General features: G+C 58.3%; 24 protein-coding genes and 1 other RNA gene. 4 read left to right on the top strand and 21 right to left on the bottom strand.

The annotated features are described in order from the left end of the window. The 15 genes from METLA_RS0117990 to rsmI form a co-directional block, all read right to left on the bottom strand. Positions 1-921, bottom strand: a complete 921-nt coding sequence (locus tag METLA_RS0117990; RefSeq protein ID WP_024299870.1) for a D-alanine--D-alanine ligase — start codon at positions 919-921, stop codon at positions 1-3. Further along, complete coding sequence (gene murB / locus METLA_RS0117985; RefSeq protein ID WP_024299869.1) at positions 914-1831, bottom strand: UDP-N-acetylmuramate dehydrogenase; 918 nt, start codon at positions 1829-1831, stop codon at positions 914-916. Before murB ends, METLA_RS0117990 begins: the two co-directional genes overlap by 8 nt. Continuing rightward, the gene (gene murC / locus METLA_RS0117980; protein WP_024299868.1) at positions 1825-3276 is read right to left on the bottom strand and encodes a UDP-N-acetylmuramate--L-alanine ligase; all 1452 of its coding nucleotides are present in this window, start codon (positions 3274-3276) and stop codon (positions 1825-1827) included. Before murC ends, murB begins: the two co-directional genes overlap by 7 nt. Further along, on the bottom strand, positions 3276-4328 hold the full coding sequence (murG, locus tag METLA_RS0117975; protein ID WP_024299867.1) for an undecaprenyldiphospho-muramoylpentapeptide beta-N-acetylglucosaminyltransferase: 1053 nt from the start codon (positions 4326-4328) through the stop codon (positions 3276-3278). Before murG ends, murC begins: the two co-directional genes overlap by 1 nt. Beyond that, on the bottom strand, positions 4313-5488 hold the full coding sequence (gene ftsW / locus METLA_RS0117970) for a putative lipid II flippase FtsW (RefSeq protein ID WP_024299866.1): 1176 nt from the start codon (positions 5486-5488) through the stop codon (positions 4313-4315). Before ftsW ends, murG begins: the two co-directional genes overlap by 16 nt. Further along, positions 5485-6855 (bottom strand): UDP-N-acetylmuramoyl-L-alanine--D-glutamate ligase, encoded by a 1371-nt coding sequence (gene murD / locus METLA_RS0117965; protein ID WP_024299865.1) that lies wholly within the window; start codon positions 6853-6855, stop codon positions 5485-5487. The genes ftsW and murD overlap by 4 nt, the downstream gene beginning before the upstream one ends. 23 nt (positions 6856-6878) lie before the next feature. Further along, a complete protein-coding gene (mraY, locus tag METLA_RS0117960; RefSeq protein WP_024299864.1) occupies positions 6879-7961 on the bottom strand; it encodes a phospho-N-acetylmuramoyl-pentapeptide-transferase in 1083 nt (360 codons plus the stop codon). A 3-nt stretch (positions 7962-7964) separates the two neighbouring features. Beyond that, positions 7965-9326, bottom strand: a complete 1362-nt coding sequence (locus METLA_RS0117955) for a UDP-N-acetylmuramoyl-tripeptide--D-alanyl-D-alanine ligase (RefSeq protein ID WP_024299863.1) — start codon at positions 9324-9326, stop codon at positions 7965-7967. A gap of 9 nt (positions 9327-9335) precedes the next feature. After that, a complete protein-coding gene (locus METLA_RS0117950; protein WP_024299862.1) occupies positions 9336-10805 on the bottom strand; it encodes a UDP-N-acetylmuramoyl-L-alanyl-D-glutamate--2,6-diaminopimelate ligase in 1470 nt (489 codons plus the stop codon). After that, positions 10792-12630 carry a peptidoglycan D,D-transpeptidase FtsI family protein gene (locus METLA_RS0117945; RefSeq protein ID WP_024299861.1) on the bottom strand — a complete coding sequence of 613 codons (1839 nt, stop codon included), beginning with the start codon at positions 12628-12630 and terminating at the stop codon, positions 10792-10794. Before METLA_RS0117945 ends, METLA_RS0117950 begins: the two co-directional genes overlap by 14 nt. Beyond that, positions 12627-12875 carry a cell division protein FtsL gene (ftsL, locus tag METLA_RS0117940; RefSeq protein ID WP_029646786.1) on the bottom strand — a complete coding sequence of 83 codons (249 nt, stop codon included), beginning with the start codon at positions 12873-12875 and terminating at the stop codon, positions 12627-12629. Before ftsL ends, METLA_RS0117945 begins: the two co-directional genes overlap by 4 nt. Before the next feature lie 24 nt (positions 12876-12899). Then, positions 12900-13826 (bottom strand): 16S rRNA (cytosine(1402)-N(4))-methyltransferase RsmH, encoded by a 927-nt coding sequence (rsmH, locus tag METLA_RS0117935; RefSeq protein WP_024299859.1) that lies wholly within the window; start codon positions 13824-13826, stop codon positions 12900-12902. Positions 13827-13850: 24 nt separating this feature from the next. Further along, on the bottom strand, positions 13851-14318 hold the full coding sequence (mraZ, locus tag METLA_RS0117930; RefSeq protein ID WP_024299858.1) for a division/cell wall cluster transcriptional repressor MraZ: 468 nt from the start codon (positions 14316-14318) through the stop codon (positions 13851-13853). A 361-nt stretch (positions 14319-14679) separates the two neighbouring features. Beyond that, positions 14680-15076, bottom strand: an RNA gene (rnpB, locus tag METLA_RS21630) — RNase P RNA component class A. Positions 15077-15126: 50 nt separating this feature from the next. Then, positions 15127-15999 (bottom strand): 16S rRNA (cytidine(1402)-2'-O)-methyltransferase, encoded by an 873-nt coding sequence (rsmI, locus tag METLA_RS0117925; RefSeq protein WP_024299857.1) that lies wholly within the window; start codon positions 15997-15999, stop codon positions 15127-15129. 134 nt (positions 16000-16133) lie between these two features. On the opposite strand from rsmI, the gene METLA_RS0117920 reads away from it, so the two are divergent. The 3 genes from METLA_RS0117920 to METLA_RS0117910 are packed head-to-tail and all read left to right on the top strand — an operon-like array spanning position 16134 to position 18545. Beyond that, complete coding sequence (locus tag METLA_RS0117920) at positions 16134-16532, top strand: YraN family protein (protein ID WP_051459803.1); 399 nt, start codon at positions 16134-16136, stop codon at positions 16530-16532. A gap of 9 nt (positions 16533-16541) precedes the next feature. Next, positions 16542-17129, top strand: coding sequence for an SIS domain-containing protein (locus METLA_RS0117915; RefSeq protein WP_024299855.1), 588 nt, complete (start codon positions 16542-16544; stop codon positions 17127-17129). An 18-nt stretch (positions 17130-17147) separates the two neighbouring features. Next, complete coding sequence (locus tag METLA_RS0117910) at positions 17148-18545, top strand: FAD-binding oxidoreductase (protein WP_024299854.1); 1398 nt, start codon at positions 17148-17150, stop codon at positions 18543-18545. 81 nt (positions 18546-18626) lie between these two features. Here METLA_RS0117910 and crp read toward each other — a convergent pair whose 3' ends face one another. The 3 genes from crp to METLA_RS0117895 all read right to left on the bottom strand — a co-directional run bounded on the left by crp (position 18627) and on the right by METLA_RS0117895 (position 21458). Further along, positions 18627-19280, bottom strand: coding sequence for a cAMP-activated global transcriptional regulator CRP (gene crp / locus METLA_RS0117905; RefSeq protein WP_024299853.1), 654 nt, complete (start codon positions 19278-19280; stop codon positions 18627-18629). 148 nt (positions 19281-19428) lie between these two features. Beyond that, entirely contained in the window at positions 19429-20472 is a 1044-nt protein-coding gene (locus METLA_RS0117900) for a hydantoinase/oxoprolinase family protein (RefSeq protein WP_024299852.1), read from the bottom strand. After that, positions 20457-21458 (bottom strand): ATP-grasp domain-containing protein, encoded by a 1002-nt coding sequence (locus METLA_RS0117895; protein WP_024299851.1) that lies wholly within the window; start codon positions 21456-21458, stop codon positions 20457-20459. The genes METLA_RS0117900 and METLA_RS0117895 overlap by 16 nt, the downstream gene beginning before the upstream one ends. A 109-nt stretch (positions 21459-21567) precedes the next feature. Between METLA_RS0117895 and METLA_RS0117890 the strand changes: the two genes are divergently transcribed. After that, positions 21568-22254 carry a HisA/HisF-related TIM barrel protein gene (locus METLA_RS0117890; RefSeq protein WP_024299850.1) on the top strand — a complete coding sequence of 229 codons (687 nt, stop codon included), beginning with the start codon at positions 21568-21570 and terminating at the stop codon, positions 22252-22254. 58 nt (positions 22255-22312) lie between these two features. Here METLA_RS0117890 and fae read toward each other — a convergent pair whose 3' ends face one another. The 3 genes from fae to METLA_RS0117875 all read right to left on the bottom strand — a co-directional run bounded on the left by fae (position 22313) and on the right by METLA_RS0117875 (position 24692). Then, positions 22313-22822, bottom strand: a complete 510-nt coding sequence (gene fae, locus METLA_RS0117885; RefSeq protein WP_024299849.1) for a formaldehyde-activating enzyme — start codon at positions 22820-22822, stop codon at positions 22313-22315. A 104-nt stretch (positions 22823-22926) separates the two neighbouring features. Then, a complete protein-coding gene (locus METLA_RS0117880; RefSeq protein WP_024299848.1) occupies positions 22927-23775 on the bottom strand; it encodes a triphosphoribosyl-dephospho-CoA synthase in 849 nt (282 codons plus the stop codon). Beyond that, positions 23772-24692, bottom strand: a complete 921-nt coding sequence (locus METLA_RS0117875) for an ATP-grasp domain-containing protein (protein WP_024299847.1) — start codon at positions 24690-24692, stop codon at positions 23772-23774. The genes METLA_RS0117880 and METLA_RS0117875 overlap by 4 nt, the downstream gene beginning before the upstream one ends. Between the last annotated feature and the right edge of the window lies 1 nt (position 24693).

Here is a 24693-nt window from a genome sequence, read left to right as displayed (position 1 = left end):
TTACCGGCAACTGGTCGCCAAAATCCGCCACACCAATTGATCAAAATCGAGCCCGGCCTGGCGCGCCGCCATCGGCACCAGACTGTGATCGGTCATGCCCGGCACCGTATTGATTTCGATCAATTGCGCCTGCCCGCTATGGTCGATGAATACATCGACCCGCGCCCAGCCTTGCACGCCGACCACCTGGCTGGCGCTGACCGCCAGTTCCTGCAATTTCGCCTCCTCGACTTGATTCAGGCCGCAAGGGCAATGGTATTGGGTCGTGTTCGCATGGTATTTCGCATCATAATCGTAAAACGTATGCGGCGTTTCGAGGCGGATCGCCGGCAAGGCTTCGCCGTTCAGGATGCCGACCGTGTATTCCTGCCCGGTCACCCAGGCTTCCGCATACACATCGCATTTGTACGAGGCGGCCAATTGATAGGACGCGACCAGTTCTTCGCGGTTGTGCGCCTTGCTCATGCCGATGCTGGAGCCTTCCTGCGCCGGCTTCACGATGACCGGAAAACCCAATTGCTCGATGCAGCTGTCGATATCACCTTGATCCTTCAACAAAGTCCAGGCCGGCGTGGGCAGGCCGAAGCCGCGCCAGCACAGCTTCGTGCGCAGCTTGTCCATGCTCAATGCCGATGCCAAGACGCCGCTGCCGGTATAAGGCATCTGCATCACTTCGAGCACGGCCTGCAGCACGCCGTCTTCGCCGCCGCGGCCGTGAATGATGTTGAACACGCGGTCGACCGCGACGCCTTGCAAGGCCTCGATAGGACTGCCGGTCACGTCGATCGCGACCGCATCGACGCCCTTGCGTTTCAAGGCTTCATAAACCGCCGAGCCGCTTCTGAGCGAGACCGGCCGTTCCGCGGCGGTTCCTCCCATCAATACGGCAACGCGCCCAAATTGTTCCGGATTGTTATACACTCAGAGCCTCACTCGTTTCGCCCACCATACAGACCTCGGTCTGCAGGCTGATACCATAATTGTTGTTGACGGTTTGCTGAACATGGGCGATCAGCGCCTCGATATCGGCCGCCTTGGCATTACCCGTGTTCACGATAAAATTCGCATGTTTCTCGGAGACGCAGGCGCCGCCGATCGCATAGCCTTTCAAGCCGGACTGTTCGATCAAGCGTGCCGCATGATCACCCGGCGGATTCTTAAACACCGAGCCGCAGCTCGGCTGATGGGTCGGCTGGGTCTTGCCGCGCCGGTCCAGCAATTCCTTGATTTTTTGCTGGCTGGCTTCGGTGTCGCCGTTCGGCAGCCGCAAGACCGCCGAAATGAACCATTCTTTAGTCGCGTCGAAGCCTTTGACCGAGCGGTAGCTGATTTGAAAGGATTCTTTGCCGCGCCCTACGACCTCGCCGCGCGCCGAAAGCATCTCGACGCTTTCCACGATCTCCCAGGTTTCGCCGCCGAAGGCGCCGGCGTTCATCTTCAACGCGCCGCCCATCGTGCCCGGAATGCCGGCCAGAAACTCGGCCCCGCATAAGCCCTGTTCGCCGCAAAAACGCGCGACATGCGCGCAAGGCACGCCGGCCTCGACATAAACCGAACCGTCGGCCAGGCGCTTCATTTCCTTCAAGCGCCCTTTCGTGTTGATCACGGTGCCGCGGATGCCGCCGTCCCGGACCAACAAATTGCTGCCGAGTCCGATCCAGAACACCGGCTCTTCGGGCGGCAATTGCCGGGTGAAGTCGATCAAATCCTGCCGGTCGAAAGGGATATACATCCGGTCGGCAGGACCTCCGACGCGCCAGCTGGTATGCTTCGTCAACGGTTCGTTTTCAAGCAGGCGGCCTTTCATCGCATTCATCTCAAGATTCAGCATGCGACCAGCGCATCCTGCAGCAGCGTCGGCAACTGCGTCGCGATCTGGCCGACATTGCCCGCACCCATCGTCATGATCACATCGTTCGGCTTCACGATGCCGGCCAGCACGTCCGCCAACTCTTCCCAGTTCTCGACAAAAATCGGGTCGACCTTGCCGCGGTTCCTGATCGCCCGGCTCAACGCGCGGCCATCCGCGCCGTGGATCACCGCTTCGCCGGCGGCATACACATCCAGAAGGACCAGCACGTCGACCGTCGACAGCACGTGCACGAAATCCTCGAACAGGTCGCGCGTCCGCGTATAACGGTGCGGCTGAAACACCAGCACCTCCCGGCGATCCGGCCAGGCCTGACGCAGCGCCTCGAGGGTCGCGGCGATTTCGCGCGGATGATGGCCGTAGTCGTCGACCAGGGTCAGCTTGCCCTCCGGCAAATCGATATCGCCGTTGATCTGGAAACGCCGGCCGACGCCCTTGAAGGCGCGAAGGCTCGCGACGATCGCGCTGTCGTCGACGCCGAGGCGGGTCGCGACGCTGATCGCGGCCAGCGAATTGAGCATGTTATGCCAGCCCGGCAGGTTCAGGGTCACTTCGAGCGGCGGAAAATCGCCGCGCCGGAGCGCAGTAAAGGTCGTATGCATGCCCTGCTGCACGATGTTCACCGCGCGCACATCGGCGTCTTCATGCACGCCGTAGGTCGTGACCGGCTTCGACAACTGCGGCAGGATTTCCCTGACGCCCTCGTCGTCCATGCACAAGACCGCCATCCCGTAAAACGGCAGGTGATGTAAAAACTCGATAAACGTATCTTTCAGACGCTGATAGCTGCCCTCGTAGGTCGCCATGTGGTCCTGATCGATATTGGTCACGATCGCCATCATCGGCTGCAAGTACAGGAAAGACGCATCGCTTTCGTCGGCCTCGGCGACCAGATAATTGCCGAGGCCCAGTTTTGCGTTGGTGCCGGCGCTGTTCAGGCGGCCGCCGATCACGAAGGTCGGATCGAGGCCGCCTTCGGCCAGCATACTCGCAACCAGGCTGGTCGTGGTGGTCTTGCCGTGCGTGCCGGCGACCGCAATACCGAAGCGGAAGCGCATCAGTTCGGCCAGCATCTCCGCGCGCGGAATCACCGGAATCCGCTCCAGATAGGCCTGATCGACCTCGTCATTGCTGCGGTCGACCGCGCTCGATACGACCACCACATCGGCTTCGGTCACATTCTCGCGCTTATGGCCGATCGTGACTTCGACGCCCAGGCCGGCAAGCCGCTGCGTCACCGCACTTTCTTTGATGTCCGAACCGGAGACCTCGTACCCCAGATTCCGCAAGACTTCCGCAATGCCGCTCATGCCGGTGCCGCCGATGCCGACGAAATGAATCCGTTTGATGTTGCAGAGCACCGCGGCCGGTCCATTGATATTCGCATTGATATTCGGAATGTTCATCAGCTCGCCTCGGCAATACAGTAATTGACGACCGCCTCGGTCGCATCGAGCCGCGCGCATTGCTTCGCCGCAGCCGCCATCGTTGCCAGCTGAGCGCGCATGCGGCTCACGGCTTCCGCCAGTGTTTCGGGCGTCAAATCCTTTTGCAGCAGGATCACGCCCGCGCCGGCATCGCTCAGATAATGTGCGTTCGCGACCTGATGGTCGTCGATCGCCCAGGGCAACGGCACCAGAATCGCCGGGCAACCGACCGCGGCCAGTTCACTGACCGTCATCGCGCCGGCCCGGCATATCGCCAGATCGGCCCATTGATAAGCCTGCGCCATGTCCTGAATGAAAGCCTTCGCTTCCGCATTGACGCCAAGGTCACGGTAACGCGCCGCGACCTCTTCCTGCATCGCCGATCCGGTTTGATGGAGCACCTGAATGTCTGTCAACCGCGCCATCGCCTCCGGTACGATCTCGTTCAGCCGTTGCGCGCCCTGGCTGCCGCCGACAAGCAAAATTTTCAAGCCTGACTCGGCCTGACCTTGTTGATCGTCGTGCATCGATAAAAATTTTTTTCTGAGCGGATTGCCGGTGCAAATCGCCTGCCGCTTTTTTGCGAAACTGTCTGGAAAGGCTTCCAGGACACGGTCGGCCAGACGCGCGAGCCAGCGGTTGGTCGTGCCCGGCACCCGGTTCTGTTCATGAATGATCAATGGGATGCCGAGCATTTTGGCCATCAGTCCGCCGGGCCCCGCGACAAAGCCGCCCATGCCCAGCACCACATCCGGCTTACGTTTCTTCAGCAATCTCGCCGCCTGCAGGCAGGCCTTGACCAGCTTGAACACCGCGGTCAATTTCGACAACGCGCCCTTGCCCCGAACGCCTGCGACCGACAGCCAGTCGATCGCGATGCCGTGCTCCGGCACCACCTTGGCTTCAAGGCCGCTGCGGGTGCCTAGCCAGGAGACTTCCCAGCCTTTCTCCAATAACGCTTCCGCGACCGCCAAGGCCGGAAAGACATGTCCGCCGGTGCCTCCGGCCATGATGACTATGCGTTTTGCCATCTCGATTTTCCTTTTGGCGTGCTCGCGTGAATTTCCGCGATCTCGGTATGCACCCGAAACAATAAAGCGACCGCCATACACATCACAATCATACTGCCGCCGCCGTAACTCATCAGCGGTAGCGTCAACCCTTTCGTCGGCAAAATGCCCATATTCACGCCCATGTTCACAAAGGCCTGGAAACCGAACCACAATCCCAGCCCGTAGGCGATAAACGCCGCAAACAGTTGCCCCGCCTTTTCGGCCGCGGCCGCGATCTCGAACGTGCGCCAGAAGAACAGCGCAAACAGTCCGATTACGGTCACGACACCAAGCAATCCCAACTCCTCGGCGATCACCGAAAACAGGAAGTCGGTATGCGCCTCGGGCAAATAAAACAGTTTCTGGATGCCGCTGCCCAAACCGACGCCGAGCCATTCGCCGCGTCCGAACGAAATCAGCGCCTGTACCAATTGGAAGCCGGTGCCGAGCGGGTCGGCCCACGGATCCAGAAAGCCGGTGATCCGCTTCATCCGGTAAGGCTCGAAATAAACCAGCAAGGCGAACGCGACGACGCCGACCACACCCAGCGGAAACAGGATCGACAAACGCGCGCCGGCCAGAAACAGCATGCCGATCACGATCAACAAAATCACCACCGCGGAACCCAGGTCAGGTTCCATCAGCAACAATAACGCAACCACCACGAACAGGCCGAGCGGCGCGATCAGGCCCATCACCGATGACTGCAATTTGGCCTGCCGGCGGTTCACGTAGCCAGCCATGTAGATCACCGCAAAAAACTTGACCGCCTCGGACACCTGTATCCTGAGGCCGGCTATCGTCAGCCAGCGGGTACTGCCCTTGACCCTCACGCCCAGACCCGGAATCAGCACGATCGTCAGCAATACCATCCCGAAAGCCAATAACCAGGGGCCGATTTTTTCCCATTTGCCGACCGGCACCTTCATGATCACCCAGCCCATGCCGAGCCCGAGCAGGATATGCACCAGCTGGCGGATCGGATAATGCAGCGAGGTCTCGCCCTGTTTGACGCCCAGATGCAATGACGACGAGGTGACCATCACGAAGCCGATCAACAACAGGCCAACCGAGGTGAGCAGCAGCACCGAATCGAAATGCCAGCGTTTGACTCTGGGCGGGCGGTTCTCGGTGCTCACGCCAGCAGTTCCTGGACCGCTTTGGCGAATTTTTCGCCGCGCTCCTGATAGTTTTTATATTGATCGAGGCTCGCGCAGGCCGGAGACAGCAACACCACGTCGCCGGGCTCGGCCAGACTGGCCGCAATCCGCACCGCTTCCTGCATGTCTTGCGCGCGGTACGCCGGCACACAGCCGGCCAAAGCCTGTTCGATCAGGTCCGCATCCCGGCCCATCAACACCACGCTTTTGACTTTTTCCTGTACGGCCGGCCGCAATTCACTCATATCGGCGCCTTTCGCGTCGCCGCCGGCCAGCAGGACCACCTTGCGGTCGCAGCCTTGCAGCGCCGCGACGCAGGCGCCGATGTTGGTCGCCTTCGAGTCGTTGATCCAGGTCACATCCTTGATTTTGCCGACTCGCTGCATCCGGTGCGGCAGCCCCCGGAAACGTCTGAGCGCATCGCACATGGCGTCCGGATCCAAGCCGACCGCAATCCCCAGCGCCAGCGCGGCCAGCGCATTGGCGGCATTATGGCGGCCCTCCAGGCGCAGCTCGGACAACTCCATCAGCTTTCTGCCGCCGTAGACCAGGCATTCGACGCCCTCGATTTTCGCCAGCGTGAAATCGGCGGCTTCCTTGATCGAAAACGCATAAGTCCGCCGGCCTTTACGCCGCATCGCGTTGACGCGAGGATCATCGGCGTTGATTACCATCACCCCGTTGCCGTCGAAGACGCGTTGCTTGGCGCCGGCATATTCCTCGACATCCCGGTGCCGGTCCAGATGATCGGCCGAGATGTTCAGCACGGTCGCGGCGGCTGCATTCAAGGCGGTCGTTCTTTCGAGTTGAAAACTCGACAATTCCAGCACGAACAAATCCGCCGGCGTCTCGAGCAGATCCAGCGCCGCGGTGCCCAGATTGCCGCCGACGCCGACCAGCTTGCCCGAAATTTTGGCCATCTCGCCGAGCATCGTCGTGACCGTGCTCTTGCCGTTCGAGCCGGTAATCGCAACGATCGGCGCATTCGTCGAACAGGCAAACAGATCGATGTCGCCGAGGATCACCGAGCCGTTCGCAACCGCCTGAGCGATCGCGGGTTCGGTCAGCGCCACGCCGGGGCTGATCACCAGATGCGACGCGACCTGGAAGGCTTCTTCGTTGAATTTGCCGGTAAAGATCGGCACATCCGGCATCTGTTCGGTAAACTCCTTCAGCGACGGCGGATTGTCGCGGCTGTCGACGACCGCAAAATTGAAGCCGAGCCTTGAAAGATATTTCGCGACCGACAGCCCGGTTACGCCGAGGCCGACCACCAGCACTTTCGCGCGCCGGGGATCCAGTGCAAAACGGGAAATCAGTTTTTTAATAGTCGGGGCATTTTCCATGCTTCACCTCTCACTCACAGGCATCAACGCAGTTTCAGGGTCGCGAGACCGATCAGCACCAGAACCACGGTGATGATCCAGAAACGCACGATCACACGCGGCTCGGGCCAGCCTTTCAATTCGAAATGATGATGAATCGGCGCCATCTTGAACACCCGTTTGCCGGTCATCTTGAAAGACGCGACCTGGATGATCACCGACAGGGTTTCCATCACGAAGACGCCGCCCATGATCACCAGCACGATTTCCTGACGCACCATCACCGCCAACAGGCCCAGCGCCGCGCCGAGCGCCAGTGCGCCGACATCGCCCATGAACACCATCGCCGGATAGGCGTTGAACCAGAGAAAACCGAGCCCCGCACCGATCAGCGCCGAACAGAACACCAGCAGTTCGCCGGAATGCGGCAAAAACGGAATCGCGAGATAATTCGCGAACGCCGCGTGCCCGGACAGATAGGCAAAAATGCCGAGTCCACCGGCCACCATCACGGTCGGCATGATCGCCAGACCGTCCAGGCCGTCGGTCAGATTCACCGCATTGCTGGTGCCGACGATCACGAAATAAGTCAAGACCACATACAGCCAGCCCATGTTGAATACGACATCCTTGAAGAACGGCACAAAAAACTGCGTTTCGACAGGCAAGGTCGCGGTTTTGTATAGAAATACCGCGGCCGCGAAACCGATCACCGACTGCCAGAAATATTTGGCTTTCGCGGACAGGCCGTCGCTGTTGCGCTTGATCACTTTCCGGTAGTCATCGACAAAACCGACGATGCCGTAACCGAGCGTGACCAACAAAATCGTCCAGACATAGTGGTTGCTCAGATCGGCCCAAAGCAACGTGCTGACCGCGATCGCGACCAGAATCATCGTGCCGCCCATCGTCGGCGTGCCTTTCTTTTCGTAGTGCGATTCGGGACCCAGTTCGCGAATGCTTTGACCGATGTTTTTATGGGTCAGCTTGCGGATCATCAGCGGCCCGAACAGCAATGAAATAGCCAGCGCGGTCAACGAGCCCAAAATAGCCCTAAAGGTCAGGTAATGAAACACCCGAAAGGCGCTGTCAAATGACATTAAATAATCTGCAAAGTACAGTAGCATCGATTACGCTCTAAAATTTTCCACCAGTGCCGCCGCGACATTTTCCATCCGACGTATTCTCGACCCTTTGATCAGGATCGTTTCATCACCCGTCAATTCGTGTTCCAGTGCCGCGATCAGGTCTTCCTGAGTCTCGTAAAAAGAGGCCCCTTTGCCGAAGGCTTCAACCGTGGCCTTGGCATCGGAGCCCGTGGCTAGCAGGCGCACAACTCCACTCGACTTGATCAACCCGCCCATGTCCCGGTGCATAGCCAGGCTCTCGGGACCCAACTCACCAAACGCGCCCAGCACCAGCCAGGGCTTTTGTCCGACGCCGGCCAGCACCTCGAGCCCGGCCTTCAGCGAACCCGAGTTCGCATTATAGGTATCGTCGATCACAATATTGCCTTTGCGGCCGACCCAAGGCTGCAGCCTGCCGGTGACCGGCTTGACCGCCTGCAGGGCCTCTACGATCTGTTCCAGACCCAGGCCCAGCGCCAGACCGGCCGCGGCCGCGGCCAACGCGTTCACCACGTTGTGCCGGCCTGCCAACTGCAAACGGCAAGGCATGCGGCCTTGGGGCGCGGAAAGCATGAAGCGGGTCCTGAACCGATGATCGATGATCTCGGTTTTGATGTCCGCCGCGGTAATGTCGCTGTCGCCGCTCAAACCGAAAGACAGAACCTTGCGCGCGCCCGCCACCGAACGCCAGTAATCAAAGAAGGCATCATCGCGGTTGATGATCGCCACGCCGTCCGACTTCAACGCCGCAAACAGCTCGCCCTTGGCCCGGGCCACCCCTTCGACGCTGCCGAAACCCTCGATGTGCGCGGGGCCTGCGTTCGTGATGATCGCCACATCCGGCTCGGCATAGGCCGCGGTGTAGGCGATTTCGCCCGGATGATTGGCGCCCATTTCGACCACCGCGTAACGGTGCCGCTCCGCAAGGCGCAGTAGCGTCAACGGCACGCCGATGTCATTGTTCAAATTGCCTTTCGTATAGAGCACTTCGCCAGCGGCCCCAAGCACCGCAGCAGTCATTTCCTTCACGGTCGTCTTGCCGTTGCTGCCGGTCACGCCGACGACTTTCGCGCCGGCCTTCTTGCGCCAGGCGCCGCCCAGTTCGGCCAGGGCCAGATGGGTGTCCGCGACCGCAATCGCCGGGATGTTCGCGTGGACTCCCCTGTGCACGACCGCCGCTACCGCGCCGCTTTGCGCGGCCTGGTCGACAAAGTCATTGCCGTCGAAGTGTTCGCCCTTAATCGCGATATATAACTCGCCCGGCTGCAAGGTCCGGGTATCGATGCTGACCGATCCGAAGACGCCATCGCCGCCGACCAGCTCCCCGTTCAGAAGCTCTGCGCATTCACTCAACCGCATTTCCACTCTTGTTCCTCAATCGGTCGTCCTCAATTCTAATGCTCTCTGCACCGCTTCGGCGTCGCTAAACGGATAGCGCACGCCGGCGATTTCCTGATAATCTTCATGGCCTTTGCCGGCAACCACGATCCAGTCGTTTGCGCCCGCCTCCAGAATGGCCGTTTCGATCGCCTGTTTTCTGTCTCTGATCACGCGCACCCGCTCTTTCCGGCACCCGGTCAGGATGTCATCCACGATGTGCTGGCCGTTTTCGTGACGCGGATTGTCGTCGGTCACGATCACATGGTCGGCCCACCGTGAAGCGCCGGCGCCCATTTCGGCGCGCTTGCCCCGGTCCCGGTTGCCGCCGCAGCCGAACACGATCCATAAGTCCTGCCGGCAGTGCTGCCTGACGCTCGCCAACACTTTATCAAGCGCATCCGGCGTGTGCGCGTAATCGACAAACACCCAAGGCTGCCGGTCGCCGCCAAAGCGCTCCATGCGTCCCTGAACCGGGATCAGCGCGCGCAATTTGATAACCGCGCGGTCGATCGGTTCACCGATCGCCAGCAGCACCGCCAGCACGCTTAAACAGTTGTCGATATTAAAGTCCCCAAACAACGGCGTCTGTACGGTCACACTCTGCTCGCGCCAGCACACATCGAACTCGATGCCGTCCGGCTGATGTCGGACAGCCTCGGCCTTTAGGCTTTCGCCCTTAGGGCTGGTTTTTCCTTGCCGGCTATGTCCCCATACCGTCACGCTGTCCGGCATTGCGGCCAATATTTGCCCGCTGTAGTCATCGTCCAGATTCACCGCCGCAAACTTGAGGCCCGGCTGCCTGAGCAGGGCCAGCTTGGCCGCGACATAGGCTTCCATCGTGCCGTGATAATCGAGATGATCGCGGCTGATATTCGTGAATACCGCGCCCTCAAAATGCACTCCGTTGACCCGGCCCTGTTCGATACCGTGCGATGAAACCTCCATCGCGACGGATGTCTTGCCCTGTTTCAACAGTTCGGCCAGCATGCGCTGCACCGCGAGCGCATCGGGCGTGGTATTCAGCGTCTTGTTCAGCCTGCCCCATTCGCCCCAACCCAGGGTGCCGATGATGCCGCAAGCGGGCAGCAACTGGCTTAAAAACTGGGAACAGGAAGTCTTGCCGTTGGTGCCGGTAATGCCGAACACGCGCATCGCCGCAGACGGATCGCCGTAGAAGCGCGCGGCCAGATCGCCCAGTTTCCCGCTCAAATCTTCGACCGCCAGCAAGCGCGCTTCGTTTAATCCGGCCGCCAGTTCGGCCCCGCCGCCCGCCGGATCATACAGAATGACTGTAGCGCCGCGTTCGAGTGCCTGCGCCGCATGCTGTAACCCATGCTGATTCGCGCCGGCTAAGGCGATGAATGCGTCGCCCGGGGCAATCTGCCGGCTATCCAACGTCAGACCGTTGATTTCGCTATCCTGCAGGAGCGCCATCGGAGCGGCGAGTAACTCAGTCAATGTCATGGCTGTCTGCCGGCGAATTTCTATGAGACAACATGATCGGCATCGTATCTTCCCTGTCCGGTGGAATATCGAGCACCCGCAAGGCGCCGGTCATCACCCGGGAAAATACCGGAGCCGACACCAGGCCGCCGTAATACTTGCCCGCCGAAGGTTCATCGATCATCACCGTGATGATCAGCCTCGGGTCGCTGGCCGGCGCTATGCCTGCGAATACCGCGAAATATTTGTTGCTGGTGTAGCCGTGCGCGCCGGCGGCCTTCTTGACCGTGCCGGTCTTGCCCGCCACCGTATAGCCATCCACCCTCGCCTCATAGGCGGTGCCGTCCTTCATGATCACGGTCTCCATCATCTTGCGCACGCTTTGGGCGGTCTTGGCCGAAAACACGCGCACCGGATTCGGATCCTCATCGCGTTTCAACAGACTGACCGAATGCAAAACGCCATCGTCGGCCAGCGCGGTGTAGGATTTCGCCAGTTGCACAACCGAGGCGCTGAGTCCGTAACCGAACGATAGCGTCGCCCGGTCGAAGTCCTTCATTTTCGAATAATGCAACAGCCGTCCGGACGCTTCGCCCGGAAATCCGGCCTCCGCCGACTTGCCGAAACCGAGCTGGTTATAAATGCCCCAAAAATATTTCGGCGGCATCTTCAATGCCATCTGCGATACCGCGACATTGCTGGATTTCTTGATCACATGCGTCAAATCCAGCGTGCCGTAATTATGCACATCCCGGACCGTATGCTTGCCGATCGGAAACACGCCGTGGGTCACGAACAACGCATTCGGGCGTACATAGCCGCCATCCAGCGCCGCGGCGACCACGAACGGCTTCACGGTCGAACCGGGCTCGAAAATCTCGGTCATCGCCCGGTTCCGGTAAAGATTCTCCTTCAAGTCTTCCCGGGCATTCGGATTGAACGGCGGTAAACTGACCGCGGCCAGAATCTCGCCATTCTTCGCATCCAGCACCACCAACGAAGCGGATTTGGCGTTATTCTCGGCCACCGCGCGCTGCAGTTCCTTATAGGCAATGTACTGAATGCGCTGATCGATGCTCAATTGCAGATCGCGCCCCGGCGCCGGATCGCGAACGTTTTCGACATCCTCGATGATATGCTGCTTGCCGTCGCGGATCACCCGCTTACGCCCCGGCACGCCCTTCAACACGTCTTCGTAGCCCTTTTCGATGCCTTCCTGGCCGGCGTCGTTCAGATCGGTAAAGCCGACCACATGCGCGGAGACCGCGCCGGCCGGGTAAAAGCGTTTGAATTCGCGGTCGAAATTGACGCCGGCGATCTTCAGGTTCTTCACCTGCTCGGCACGCGGCGGCTCGATTCGACGAATCACGTAGGCAAATTGCCGCTTCGGATTGTCATTCAGCAAGCCGGCGACTTTTCCCGGCGGCAAATCGAGCAGACGCTCCATCTCGCGGATTGCGGCCCGGGTCGTCGCGCGATAATCTTTCAACCGCACCGCGATTTCTTCCGGGCTTTTTTTGCGTTTCTTCAGCTCATCCTCGAAGTCCTGTTCGGCCTGATGATGATCCTTCGCGTTCACCCAGATCGACTGCATCGGCGTACTGACCGCCAACGGTTCGCCGTTTCTGTCCCGAATCATGCCGCGATAAGCCGGCACGACCACATCGGTGACGTAGGTTTTATTGCCCTGTTTCTGCAAGAACTGCTTGTCGAACACCTGTAAATCGATCGCGCGCACCACCAGAACGGCCATGCACACCAGCACCGACAAAACGAGCAGCTTTCTCCTCCGCTCGCAATCGACCGGCGTCGATCCTGATTTGACTCTGCCGCGAAAATCTCTCATGGTTTCAAATAAACGATCTTGTCGCGTTCAGGCATGATCAGTTTCAGTTGTTCGCGCGCGCTCAGTTCGACCTTGCTTTGATCCGCCTGAGTCGTCAACTCCAATTGCAGTTGCCCCCACTCCACATCATACTGATCCAGAATCTTTTCCTGTTTCTGAATCTCGATAAAAACCTGACGCGAATGGTATTTGCTGTAAATCGCGGCCAGCGCCGACGCCAGCAGCAGCGCAAATAACGCACCCATAGCCAAATTTTTGAATGCCGCCACTTAAACTCTCTCTGCCGTCCGCATCACCGCGCTGCGCGCCCGCGGATTTTGCCCGGTTTCTTGCCGACCGGCCTTGATCGAAGAACCGATTTTTTTCAATACGCCTTTTTCAATCTCGCTTTCCCTGATCGGCAATCTGCCGGGATCATATTTGCTGCCCGACTCGTTGCGGATGAAGCGTTTGACGATGCGGTCTTCCAGTGAATGAAACGAGATCACGACCAGCCGCCCGCCGGGCTTCAACACCTGCACCGCCTGCCGCAGCACGGTCTGCAATTCATCCAGCTCGTGGTTGATTTCGATCCGTATCGCCTGGAACGTGCGGGTCGCGGGATGCTTGTGGCGCTCGATGATCGGCGACGCCTCGGCAATCAGTTCGGCCAGTTGCCGGGTCGTTGTGATCGGGGTTTCTACCCGGCGGGTCACTATCGCCTTCGCAATGCGCCTAGCAAAGCGTTCCTCGCCGTATTCGAACAAGACCCGGACCAACTCTTTCTCTGCCACCGTCGCCAGCCAGTCCGCCGCCGAAGGACCCATGCTGCTGTTCATCCGCATGTCCAAAGGGCCGTCCTTCATGAAGCTGAAGCCCCTGTCCGGATTGTCCAGCTGCGGCGAAGAAACGCCGAGGTCCAGCAAGATACCGTCGAGTTGACCGACCAAGCCTGCGCGCTCGACAATCGCGGCCAATTCCGAAAAACAACCGTGAAACAAGCGAAAACGGCTGTCCTGCCGCAAATCTTGCGCCGCATCGGACTCGATCGCTTCCACATCGCGGTCGATCGCCAACAGGCGCCCATCCGCATGCAGCCGCTGCAGCAGCGCCCGGCTATGGCCGCCGCGCCCGAACGTACAATCCAAATAAATTCCGTGAGGCTTGACCGCCAATTGCGCAAGCGCCTCTTCCAGCATGACCGGTAAATGCAACACAGCTTTTCTCTTTAAAATGACAACTTAAAATGATAACGGGCCGAGCTCGTCCAATCCGTCGTTGTCATCGCCGGCCAGCCATTCGGCTTCCTTGGCCGTCCATGCGTCTTCATTCCAGATTTCGAATTTGTTCAACTGTCCGACTAAAACGATCTTCTTTTCCATGCTAGCAAAACGCCTGAGTTTTTCCGGCAACAATAACCTGCCCTGCGCATCCGTTTCACATTCCGAAGCATTGCCGATCAGAAAGCGGCGCAATTTACCCGCCATCTTGTTCAAGGTCGGTAATTTGCTGATCGTATGTTCAAGCTTTTCCCATTCGGGCAGCGGATAGAGCCAGAGGCAGCCGGCTTCGCCGACGCACAATTCGTTGACTGCGACGGTCACAACCAGTTGGCGATCGCAACACTCCTGCAGTTCGTCCCGGTAACGGGTCGGAATTGCCAGGCGCCCCTTGTCGTCAAGATTGAGCGAACTGATGCCCCGAAACAAAAACTCCCCCAGGAACTAGAAAAAAACCAAAATTTTCCACTTTTTACCACTTAGGCGCCACTATAGATTTCTAGCGAACCAGAGTCAAGAGCCTTTATCACAAATTTCTTTCTTTTTTGACAATGACTTACAGAGAGCGCATTCGAACGCCAGAATGAAAAACGGGGCAACAAAAAATAATTTTTTTGTATCAGAAGGTTATAAGCGAATAATAAGAAATTACTTTAACAACGCATAAAAATCGCAATGCGCCCGGAAAAATCGATAATCCGGAAGGAAGAACGCAGGAAGGGAAGGAGGGATGTAAAAAAAGATATAACCTGAACGTTTGAGTTACCCCAAAGAAAGGAAAAATAAAAACTGAAAGAGTCAGCCTGTAAGCCGGGTTCTGTCTTGAACAGCCATTCATCTAGGTTGCAAGTCACCTTGCAACTCAAGCAATCTACCCAGGAACCGCGCGGGCCGCGCGTTTGTTCCTCTATTTGATCTTGCTCCGGGCGGGGTTTTCCATGCCGCCTCTGTTACCAGAGACGCGGTGCGCTCTTACCGCACCTTTTCACCCTTACCCAGCCCCTAAATTTCCTGAAGCCTTGACGCGGGTCAAAATTTCAGGAAATTTAGAAGATGGGCGGTATATTTTCTGTGGCACTTTCCGTAGGCTCGCGCCTCCCAGGCGTTACCTGGCGCCCTGCCCTATGGAGCCCGGACTTTCCTCCATTCCATCCTTACGATGAAACAGCGACTGTCCAGCCGACTCTTTCAGCGTGCAGTGTATCACAATACTGTCATAATCGGCGAATATAAATGATTAATCCCTATCATTATTCTCTTTTTCCGAACCGATAGCCAAAGCCGCCTGATACAGCGCTTTCTTGCGCGCCCCGGTGATCTCGACCGCCAGCGCAACAGCGCTTGAAACCGAACACTCTTGCAGCAAAATCTCGAGCACTCTTTGCTGCTCAGCGCTAATCTCGGCCCGCCGATCCTCCTTCGGCGCCCCTTCGACGATGATCACAAATTCGCCTTTCTGCATATTCGGATCGGTTTCGACCAAGGCCTTCGCCTCAACCAGCGTGGTTTTGACGATCGTCTCATGCAGCTTGGTCAGCTCCCTCGCGATCACGACTTGGCGCTCCTTCGGCAGCACCTCGCCCATGTCCTGCAAGGACGCCAGCACCCGATGGCAGGATTCATAAAAAATCCAGGTATCGGGGAAGGCGGCCCGGGCCTTGAAAAAAGACTTTCTTTCCGCCGACGTTCTCGGCGCGAAACCTTCGAATGCGAACCGCGCGGTCGGCAAACCCGCCGCCGACAAAGCCGCGATCAACGCACAGGCGCCCGGCAGCGGCGAAACCTCGATGCCGGCATCCCTGACCATCCGCACCAACGGCATGCCGGGATCGCTGACCAGCGGCGTCCCCGCATCCGACACCAGGGCAACCGACAGGCCAGAGCGCAGTTTTTCGAGCAAATCTGCCGAGGCGCGTTCTTCATTATGCTGATGCAACGAGATGACTTTCTGATTAATGCCATAATGTTGCAATAAGGTTTTGATATGCCGGGTATCCTCGGCCGCGATCAGATCGACCCGACGCAGCGTCTCCACGGCCCGGTAACTGATGTCGCCGAGGTTCCCTATCGGGGTTGCTACCACATACAATTTGCCACATTCGCTGATCATGCATCCATCCCATCAAAGCTCTCATCAAGACAGGCAGGAAGAACCCTGCCAAAATCGTTCCGCCTGCTTGCTGAAATGCCGGTTAATCTTCAAAGTACGGGATTATAACCCGACGCAACCCAACCCTTGCCGCCATGAAGCATAATAAAACCTCGCTGTTGACCCTGCTGACCGGCATTCCCGCCAAGGCGCCCCACCTCCTGCGCGGCAATAATGCGGAAGAAAAGGCCCTGCAATTTCTGCTCGGCAAGGGCCTGACGCCGGTAGGCAGGAACTTTCGCTGCAAACAGGGCGAACTGGATCTGATCATGAAAGACGGGCGAACCCTGGTGATCGTCGAAGTCAGGTTCCGCCAATCGAACCATTACGGCAGCGCCCTGGAAAGCATCACCCGCAGCAAGCAATCGCGTATAATAACGGCAACCCAGGTGTACTTATCCAAGCAAAAACTCGACTGCCCTCTTCGCTTCGACGCGGTAGCGATCTCCGGCGACGGCGGCATCGAATGGATACCCAATGCCTTTTCATCGTAAGACCCGCACATGAGTTTACAAGAACGCGTCATCAACCATTTCACGAACAGCATCCATACCCAGCAGGAAGCGATGCTCAATCTGTCCGAACTGATCGGCTTCGCCTCGCAACGCCTCGTGCACGCACTGCTCAACGACAATAAAATCCTGGCCTGCGGCAATGGCGGCTCGGCCAACAACGCACAGCTGCTGGCCGCCTCGCTGGTCAATCGTTATGAACGCGACCGCCCCTCGCTGCCGGCCATTGCGCTGGGCACCGGCATGACCATGCTGACCGCGATCGCGAACGACATGCAATACGACGACGTTTTCGCCAAGCCGCTCCGGGCGCTCGGACACAGCGGCGACATCCTGGTGGTTTATACAATCGGCGGCCACTCCGCAAATACGCTGAAAGCGGTCAACAGCGCGCACGACAAGGATATTGCAGTGATCGCGCTGACCGGCGAGAACGGAGGCAGCATTGCGCCGCTGCTGCGCGAAAACGACCTGGAGCTGCGCGTACCGTCGAATTCCGCCGCGCATGTCCTCGAAACCCACCTGATGATCACGCACTGCCTATGCGACCTGATCGACTACCAAATCTTCGGCGGCTGATCAGGCTGCGCCGCGGCCATGGATAAGCCGCCTGCATTGGCGGCCGGCTTTTTGTCCCGGTTGCGGGCTATCCTGCCGCCGGAGGCCGTTCTGACCCGTCCCGAAGACTGCTGGGCCTACGGCTATGACAACAGCCGCCGCCAGTCCCTGCCGCAGGCGGTCGCGTTTCCGACCGGTCATGAGCAAGTCGCCCGAGTCGTCGACGCCTGCAACCAATACCGGGTTCCGTTGACCGCGCGCGGGCGCGGCACCAACACCGTCGGCGCGACCGTTCCGCTTCAGGGCGGACTGGTCTTGTCGCTCGAACGGATGAAGAAGGTGCTCGAATTTTCGCCCGAGAACCGTTACCTGATCGTCGAGCCGGGCCTGACCAACCAGGAAGTGCAGGCCATTGCCGGCAGCCGCGGTTTTTTCTGGCCGCCCGACCCGACCAGCGCAGCCTATTGCAGCCTCGGCGGCAATCTGGCCTGCAATGCGGCGGGGCCGCGCGCGGTCAAATACGGCACCCCGAGGGAGAATACGCTGGGCCTGCGCGCGGTCACCGGCGCGGGCCTGGAACTCCGCACCGGCGTCCGCACCAGCAAGGGCGTGGTCGGCTACGACCTGACGCGCTTGCTGCTGGGCTCGGAAGGCACGCTCGCGATCATCACCGAAGCAACCCTGAAACTGACGCCGCTGCCGGAAGCGACCCAGACCCTCAGGGCTATCTACCGAAGCGTGCTGGATGCGGCGGAAGCCGTATCGAAGATCATGGCGCAGCCTATCATACCGTGCGCACTCGAATTCATCGACGGCAACGCGATCGCGATGATCCGCGACCATTCCGCCTGCGACCTGCCCGATCAGGCCGGCGCCCTGCTGATGATCGAAGTCGACGGTCCCCGCGAAGGATTGGAAAGCGCCGCCGCGAAGGTGGCCGAAGCCGCGCACAACGACGGCCTGCTCGACCTTCGCATCGCCGCCACCCGACAGGAAGTCGAAGCGCTCTGGCAAACCCGCAAGGCCCTGGCCCCAGCCCTGCGCAAGGTCGCGCCGAAAAAAATCAACGAAGACATGGTCGTGCCGGTCACCGCGATTCCGGACCTGATCGAGGGACTCAATCGGCTATCGGCCAAATACGCACTGCCGATCATCAACTTCGGCCACGCCGGCAACGGTAATATTCACGTGAATTTATTGCTGAACCCGGACAGCCCGGAACAGAGCCGGAAGGCGCAAGACTGCCTCGATGAGGTATTCACGCTGGTACTGGCGCTACGCGGCACCTTGTCCGGCGAGCACGGCGTCGGTTTGGAAAAACGCGATTTTATCGCCCGCGAACTGGACGCAAATGCGCTCGAACTGATGCGTGCGATCAAACGGCAATTCGATCCGAATGGGATATTGAATCCCGGCAAGCTATTGCCGCCGGGTTGATGCGAATGCGACGAGATAATGGATTTGCATAACCCCCTCTCTGAGAGAGAAATGGCTATTTTTTGAAGAACTGCGAGCGCCTTACCGGGTCCCGAACACCACGATCGTCTTGCCGTGCGCGCTGATCAATTCTTTTTCCTCCAACTCCTTCAACACGCGTCCGGCCATCTCCCTTGAACAGCCGACCAACCGGCCGATTTCCTGGCGGGTAATATGCAATTGCATCCCGTCCGGATGCGTAATCGCATCGGGCTGCTTGCTCAGATCGAGCAAAGTCCGCGCGATCCTTCCTTCCACATCCATGAAAGCCAGATCGCAAAACTTGCGACTGGTCATCAATAAGCGCGACGCCAATTGATCGCCCAACAGATAAAGCAGGTCGGCCGCATAGTCCAGCAGTTCCTTTTTCAACACTTGCTTGAAGCGGTCATAGCCGATCTCGGCCAAATGGCACGGGCTACGCGTTTTTACGCTGACTTTGCGCACCTCGGTGCCTTTAAAAACGCCGACCTCGCCGATGAACTCATTTTTATTCAAATAGGCCAGGATGATCTCCTGATTGCCGTCTTCATCTTCGGCGCAAATACTGACCGAGCCTTCGATAATGAAATACAGCCGATCGCCGACATCGCCGGGCCGGATCACGGTCGCCTTGGCGGGATATTTCTTTTTATGACACAACTGCAAAAATGCGTTCAGTGCTTCTTGGTTCGATACCGGTGTATTTTTTAACATGATGCTCCGTCCACAGCGATCCCTGCTGAAAGTTATCTTCTACTGACCCGAGTGTAGCAAAAAACTACAGAACCCAGCACAAAACATCAAGATTTTTCTGCTCTGCCGCCTGTTTTTCGGGGTATTTACCGGCAGCCCGGTAAACAGGTTAATGCCCGATAGCCAGACTCGCGACCGCAACGGCCGGCGCGCAATCGGCGGCGGTCATGCCGTTTGCATTGAGCTCGGCCGGGAATAAGGTCGAGAAATCGAGATAAGGATGCCCGAGTGTGCCGGCAAGCCGCCTGATCAAAAAGCGCCCCACCCCCGCGCCGACGAACGGACTCGACGCGGCAAGCCCGCCTCGCGCCAATTGTTTTTCAATGCCGCGCTGAATCTTATCCGATTGTTTCTCGCGCAGATTTTCGGCCAATCTTTGCCAGCGCGGCAGATCTTTAGGATCGAAATCGCAGCCGATCATCCGCGACAGCCGTCTGGCGCTCGCCAGCACCGTTTTTTCGGCGCCGTCGGCCGTATCGGCCTGATCGTGCGCCTCGTTCAACTCGCCGGTCAGCCGGTACACATCGGCCATCGTCGCGAAATATTCGGCCATCAGCCCGACTTCCCGGCCCTGATCTTCGACGCTGTCCGCAATCGCCATCACCGCCGACCTGACGATGCCGGTGTAGATCAGCTCCTGAGCCACCAGTCGCTCATAGTCGGTATAGCCTTCGGCGATGACCCGGCTTCGATCGAACGGCAAAATATCGGTCGTGGTGCTGCCGATGTCGATGAACAGGCCGCTGCCGACTTGCTGCGCGGCATAACTTGCGCTGGCCAGCCAGTTTGCGGACGCTATCGCGGCATAATGCTTGTGATCGACCTCGGGCGCCTTCAGAAAGCCTAGCTTGCCGGCATAAAGCACTACATCGGCGCCCGGCAAAAGCTCGCTCATCGCCTCGATGATCGTCTTGACGCCGTCATCACGGCCCTCAAACAGATCGACCAGTTCGCCGGTCATCGTGATCGCATGGCGATAAGGCGCGGGCGGCAATTCGCTCATCACCGCCGCCACCGCCGCCCTCAGTTTATCGAGCCCAAGCCACAACGGGCACGGCTTCTGCATAATCGCGGCCAATTCGCCTCGGCTGTTCAGTACCGCGGCTTTGACATGCGCGCCGCCGATGTCCCAGCCGATTATTTCATTTGCCATGGATTTCCTATTTGAACGGTTACCGTTTGATTCGCGGCGCGCCGAATGACCGGATCGCCATGCAAGAGCTGCAATACCAGCGCGGCGACATTGATCCCCAAGGCGGAATTCAGCCCCGCGAAGGAAGACGTCAACCTAGGGTTGATTTCCAGTACCTGCGCCTGCTCTGGCGTTTCGATCAGATCGATGCCGGCGTAGCCCCATAAGCCGGGTACCGCGAGCGCAATCTCCGCGACCAGGTTCTGATAAGGACTCGGATCAAAGCCGTGATTGACTCGAATGGCGGCGAGCCGGTACTGATTATCGACGACGTCGAATTGCTGCAAATTGACCGACAAAATCCAGGCCTGCCCGTTTTTGAACAAACAGGAAAGGCTGGTTTTCTCGCCCTGCACATGCGGCTGGATAATATAATGCCCAGCCCCCCGCAGTCGCCCGGCCGCCCGCTCGAAGTCATCCGCATCCCGAAGCAGGTAACTGTCGCCGCAACCGGCGCCGTCTATCGGCTTGACGATGCTCTCGCCCGGAAAACCCACGCATTCATCGAAAAGCCGGGTCGCAACGGTCGGAATTTGCCGGCTCAGCAGACAGTGGTAGGTCGCGTATTTGTCCGCCGCCAAGCGCACCGCCGCAGAATCCGGCGCCAGCAAGGTTTTGCCGAGACGCTCGACCGTCTGCGACAAGGTGAATAAAATCGCCTCGAACTCCGGCGCAATCGGCCAGACCGCATCATGCCGTTCGACCAACTGTTCGAAACGTTCGAGACAGTCATCTTGCGGGCCGATCACGGCTATCTCGACAGTTGGCGGCGCAAGCTCATCCCAAAGGCGCGTATCGAGCATCACCGTCACATCCAGTCCCGGAATCTCGTCCAGGCCGTCCAGCAAGGCCTTAAGCATCATCAGACCTTCGCGGACCAACGATGCGGGCAGCGTTTCCCGATTGAACCCGCCGCCGCTGATGTATTCGAACACCAGAATTTTCATTGCGCTTCCTTTAATTCGTTTTTCATCGCTTGATCGAAAGAGCATCGATGCCATCAAACGGAATATTGTATCATTGCCGCCTTAAGCTTTTGGATGAACTCCCTACAACATGCAAGTCATTCCGGTGATCGATTTGAAAGACGGCGTCGTCGTGCACGCGAGGCAGGGCAAGCGCGAGTCTTATTTGCCGATTCATACCGATTTATGCCCGTCCGCGGACATAAGCGAGGTGATCGGCGCCTATCTGAAATTATATGATTTTCAGATTTTTTATATCGCCGACCTGAATGCGCTGGAACAACAAGGCGATCATCGCGCCTTGATCCACGCCATGGCCGAGCGTTTTCCGGAACGCACCTTTTGGCTCGACAGCGGCCTCTGCGCCGGGCCTGCGCACGGCAATCCGCCCGAAAATATCAGGACGGTGCTCGGCAGCGAATCGTTGCGGGATGACAGCGTGAACTTGCTCGAAACCTACGCGAAGGACTTTATTTTGTCGCTGGACTCTGTCGGCACAAGATGCCTGGGCGCCGAAAGCCTGTTTACCACACCAAGCCATTGGCCGAACGACATGATCATCATGACGCTGGAGCGCGTCGGCAGCGGGTCGGGCCCGGATTTGGAAAGACTGGCAGCATTTTGCAAAAATCATCCCGGCAAAAATTTCATCGCCGCCGGCGGCATCAGAAACCAGGGAGACTTGCTGGAACTGAAAAAAATCGGCATTCACCAGGCGCTGGTCGCCAGCGCGCTGCATTCGGGCGCGATCGGGCGCGCCGAACTCGCCGCGCTTTAGACAAAAAAATACCCCAACGAGTGGGGTATTTTTTTGCGCCTAAAAAGCTAAAAGCTGATTAGTTGGCAGCGAATGGGTGTTTCGCAGTGCCTTTGGCAGCAACAACTTCAGCAGCGGTAGGAGAACCGGCAACAGCGCGCGCGAGTGCTTCTTTGGTTGCTTTATAGTTGTACTCTTGGATTTTCGCGTCGTCTTCAGCAGCCCAGTGAATGAAAACGCCAACGCTGATGAACAGGTCATCGGCTTCATCAGCTGGGATGGTGCCGTCTTCAACGCTGTCAGCAACAGCCATCGCCACACCGCGTTGTGCTGGGCCAAACATTTGCACAGCTTGCTTGGCGCCTTTGATGGTGACTTTATTGAACAAAATGGTTGCTGGCTTAACCATCAGGTTTGGAGCAACAACAGCCAACAAAGTAGAGAAACCGTCTTTGTTGTTGGTCAAAGCGATTGCAAATGCGCTTTCAGCAGCAGAACCTCTTGGTCCGATGATCAGGTCGATGTGCGCAACTTCGTTGCCTTCGCCAACTAAAGATTCACCAACGCACAATTTATTGATTTTAGCCATGCTTGTTTTTCCCCTGTGAAGAAAAAAGTTATAAAAAAATGATTCCAGTATCATTACGATTGTTAGCGGATATCCGCGACTGACATAGCGCTATTATGGCTACATCAAGCACTCAAGCTATCTTCTAACAATACCGTAAAAAGTGTTGCCACGGTTAGATCAGCCGTCGTGCCAGGGTTAATGCCCTTGGACTTGAATTCCTGATCTATCCGATAAAGCAACGGCAACATTTGCTCGGGACTTTCTGCTTGCAGAAGCGCATCGCCAAGCTCAGCCATCCTGGCTTTTACCATCCCGGTGTATTGGACACCATACTTCCTTTCGATATGACTATCGGGAAATCGGCTCAACAATCCGGCATAAACCAGTAGAGCCGCCCAATTACGACCAATCCTTCCACTTATAACATTGTAATACAATTTTGTGGAGAAATCGAATATATCTTGATAGTTTGAGCTATATTGAAAGGCTATGCGGTCTCTCGAAGCCGCCAGACGCATCGCTTCGAGCAGGTTCACGCCGGCTTTTTGATGCACATCCTGCTCGCTTGCATTGCCGAGTCCGCCGGGAGCGGCCAGCGTGATCGCCCTGAAAACCCAGTCCGCATCGTCTATCGTGGTTGACTCCAACACGCGCCCCAAAGCCTGCCGCAACGGCTCACCCTGCAACTGATACGCCGCCTGCACCAGCGGCGCGCACAGCAACAAAATCCCGAGATTCGTATTGCAGCCGACCGCCTCGCGCGTCGCCTTGACCGCGTAATAGATTTTCTCGCCCAGAGAATAGGCCGGATTGCACAAGGGGCCGGCGCTGACTTCGGCGCTCAGCCTGAAGTCGGCCACCGTCATGTCGTGGCCGTCCGCATAGACGCTGACATTACCGGGTTTGAACGCCTGCAATTCGATTTCGCAGGCTTCGCGGAACAGCGCTTCGAGCGCTGGAGGGGCGATCATGAAACTTCGACTGGCGCCTCAGAGCGACTCAGACCCAGATAGCGCCCGAGCAGATCCTCGACCAGCAGCTCCGCGACATTCACATCGCAAACGCTTTCGAGCCCTTTCCAGGCCGGCACGCTGTTCACTTCGATCACCGTGTAATGGCCATCCCGGTCGAGCATGATGTCGACGCCCGCATAATCCATTTCGAGCGTCCGGGTCGCCCTGATCGCCAGCCCGGCCAGTTCATCGCTCGCCTCGATCCATTCGCAGTCCGCGCCCTGAGCGACATTGTTCAGCCAGGACTTGCCAAGCCGCCGCATCGCGGCGACCGCACGGCCGTTGATTACAAACACGCGATGATCGTAATAACCCTCTCCCGCCGCATGCACGAAGCGTTGCAGATAATACACGCCGCGGCTCGAGGTCAGCCAGAACAGATCGGTCATTTTTTCGATCCGGCGGATGCCTTCGCCCTGCGAGCCGAACAAGGGCTTGCTGATCAATAAATGGCCGCCTTGCAATTCATTCTCGGCGATCCGCCGCGCTGCCTCAGGATCGCGCAGTACCCAGGTCGGCGGCGTCGGCAGGCCCGCGCGCTGCAACAGAAAGCTGGTCATGCCCTTGTCGACGCTGCGCTCGATCGCGCGGCCGTCGTTATAGACCGGAACCCCCAGGAGCTTCAGCGCGTGCAGAATATCCAGATACAGCACCACTTCCTCAAGCGAGCCGCCGGGAACCCCGCGCACGAACACCGCATCGGGAAGCGCCTGATCAAAGCCCGGAATCCAGACCGGCAGGCGACCGGAGGCCAGCGCAAACCGGCATTCGGTCAGCGAAACGTATTCCGCCCGGCAGCCGTACTCGGCAAACGCCTGCGTCAGCCGTTTGCCGTGCCAGCCCGGATCGTCGGTAACTATTGCGATGCGGCGCACG

Source organism: Methylomicrobium lacus LW14 (genome assembly GCF_000527095.1).
Taxonomy (GTDB): Bacteria; Pseudomonadota; Gammaproteobacteria; order Methylococcales; family Methylomonadaceae; genus Methylomicrobium; species Methylomicrobium lacus.
This window is presented reverse-complemented; position numbering and strand designations above follow the sequence as displayed.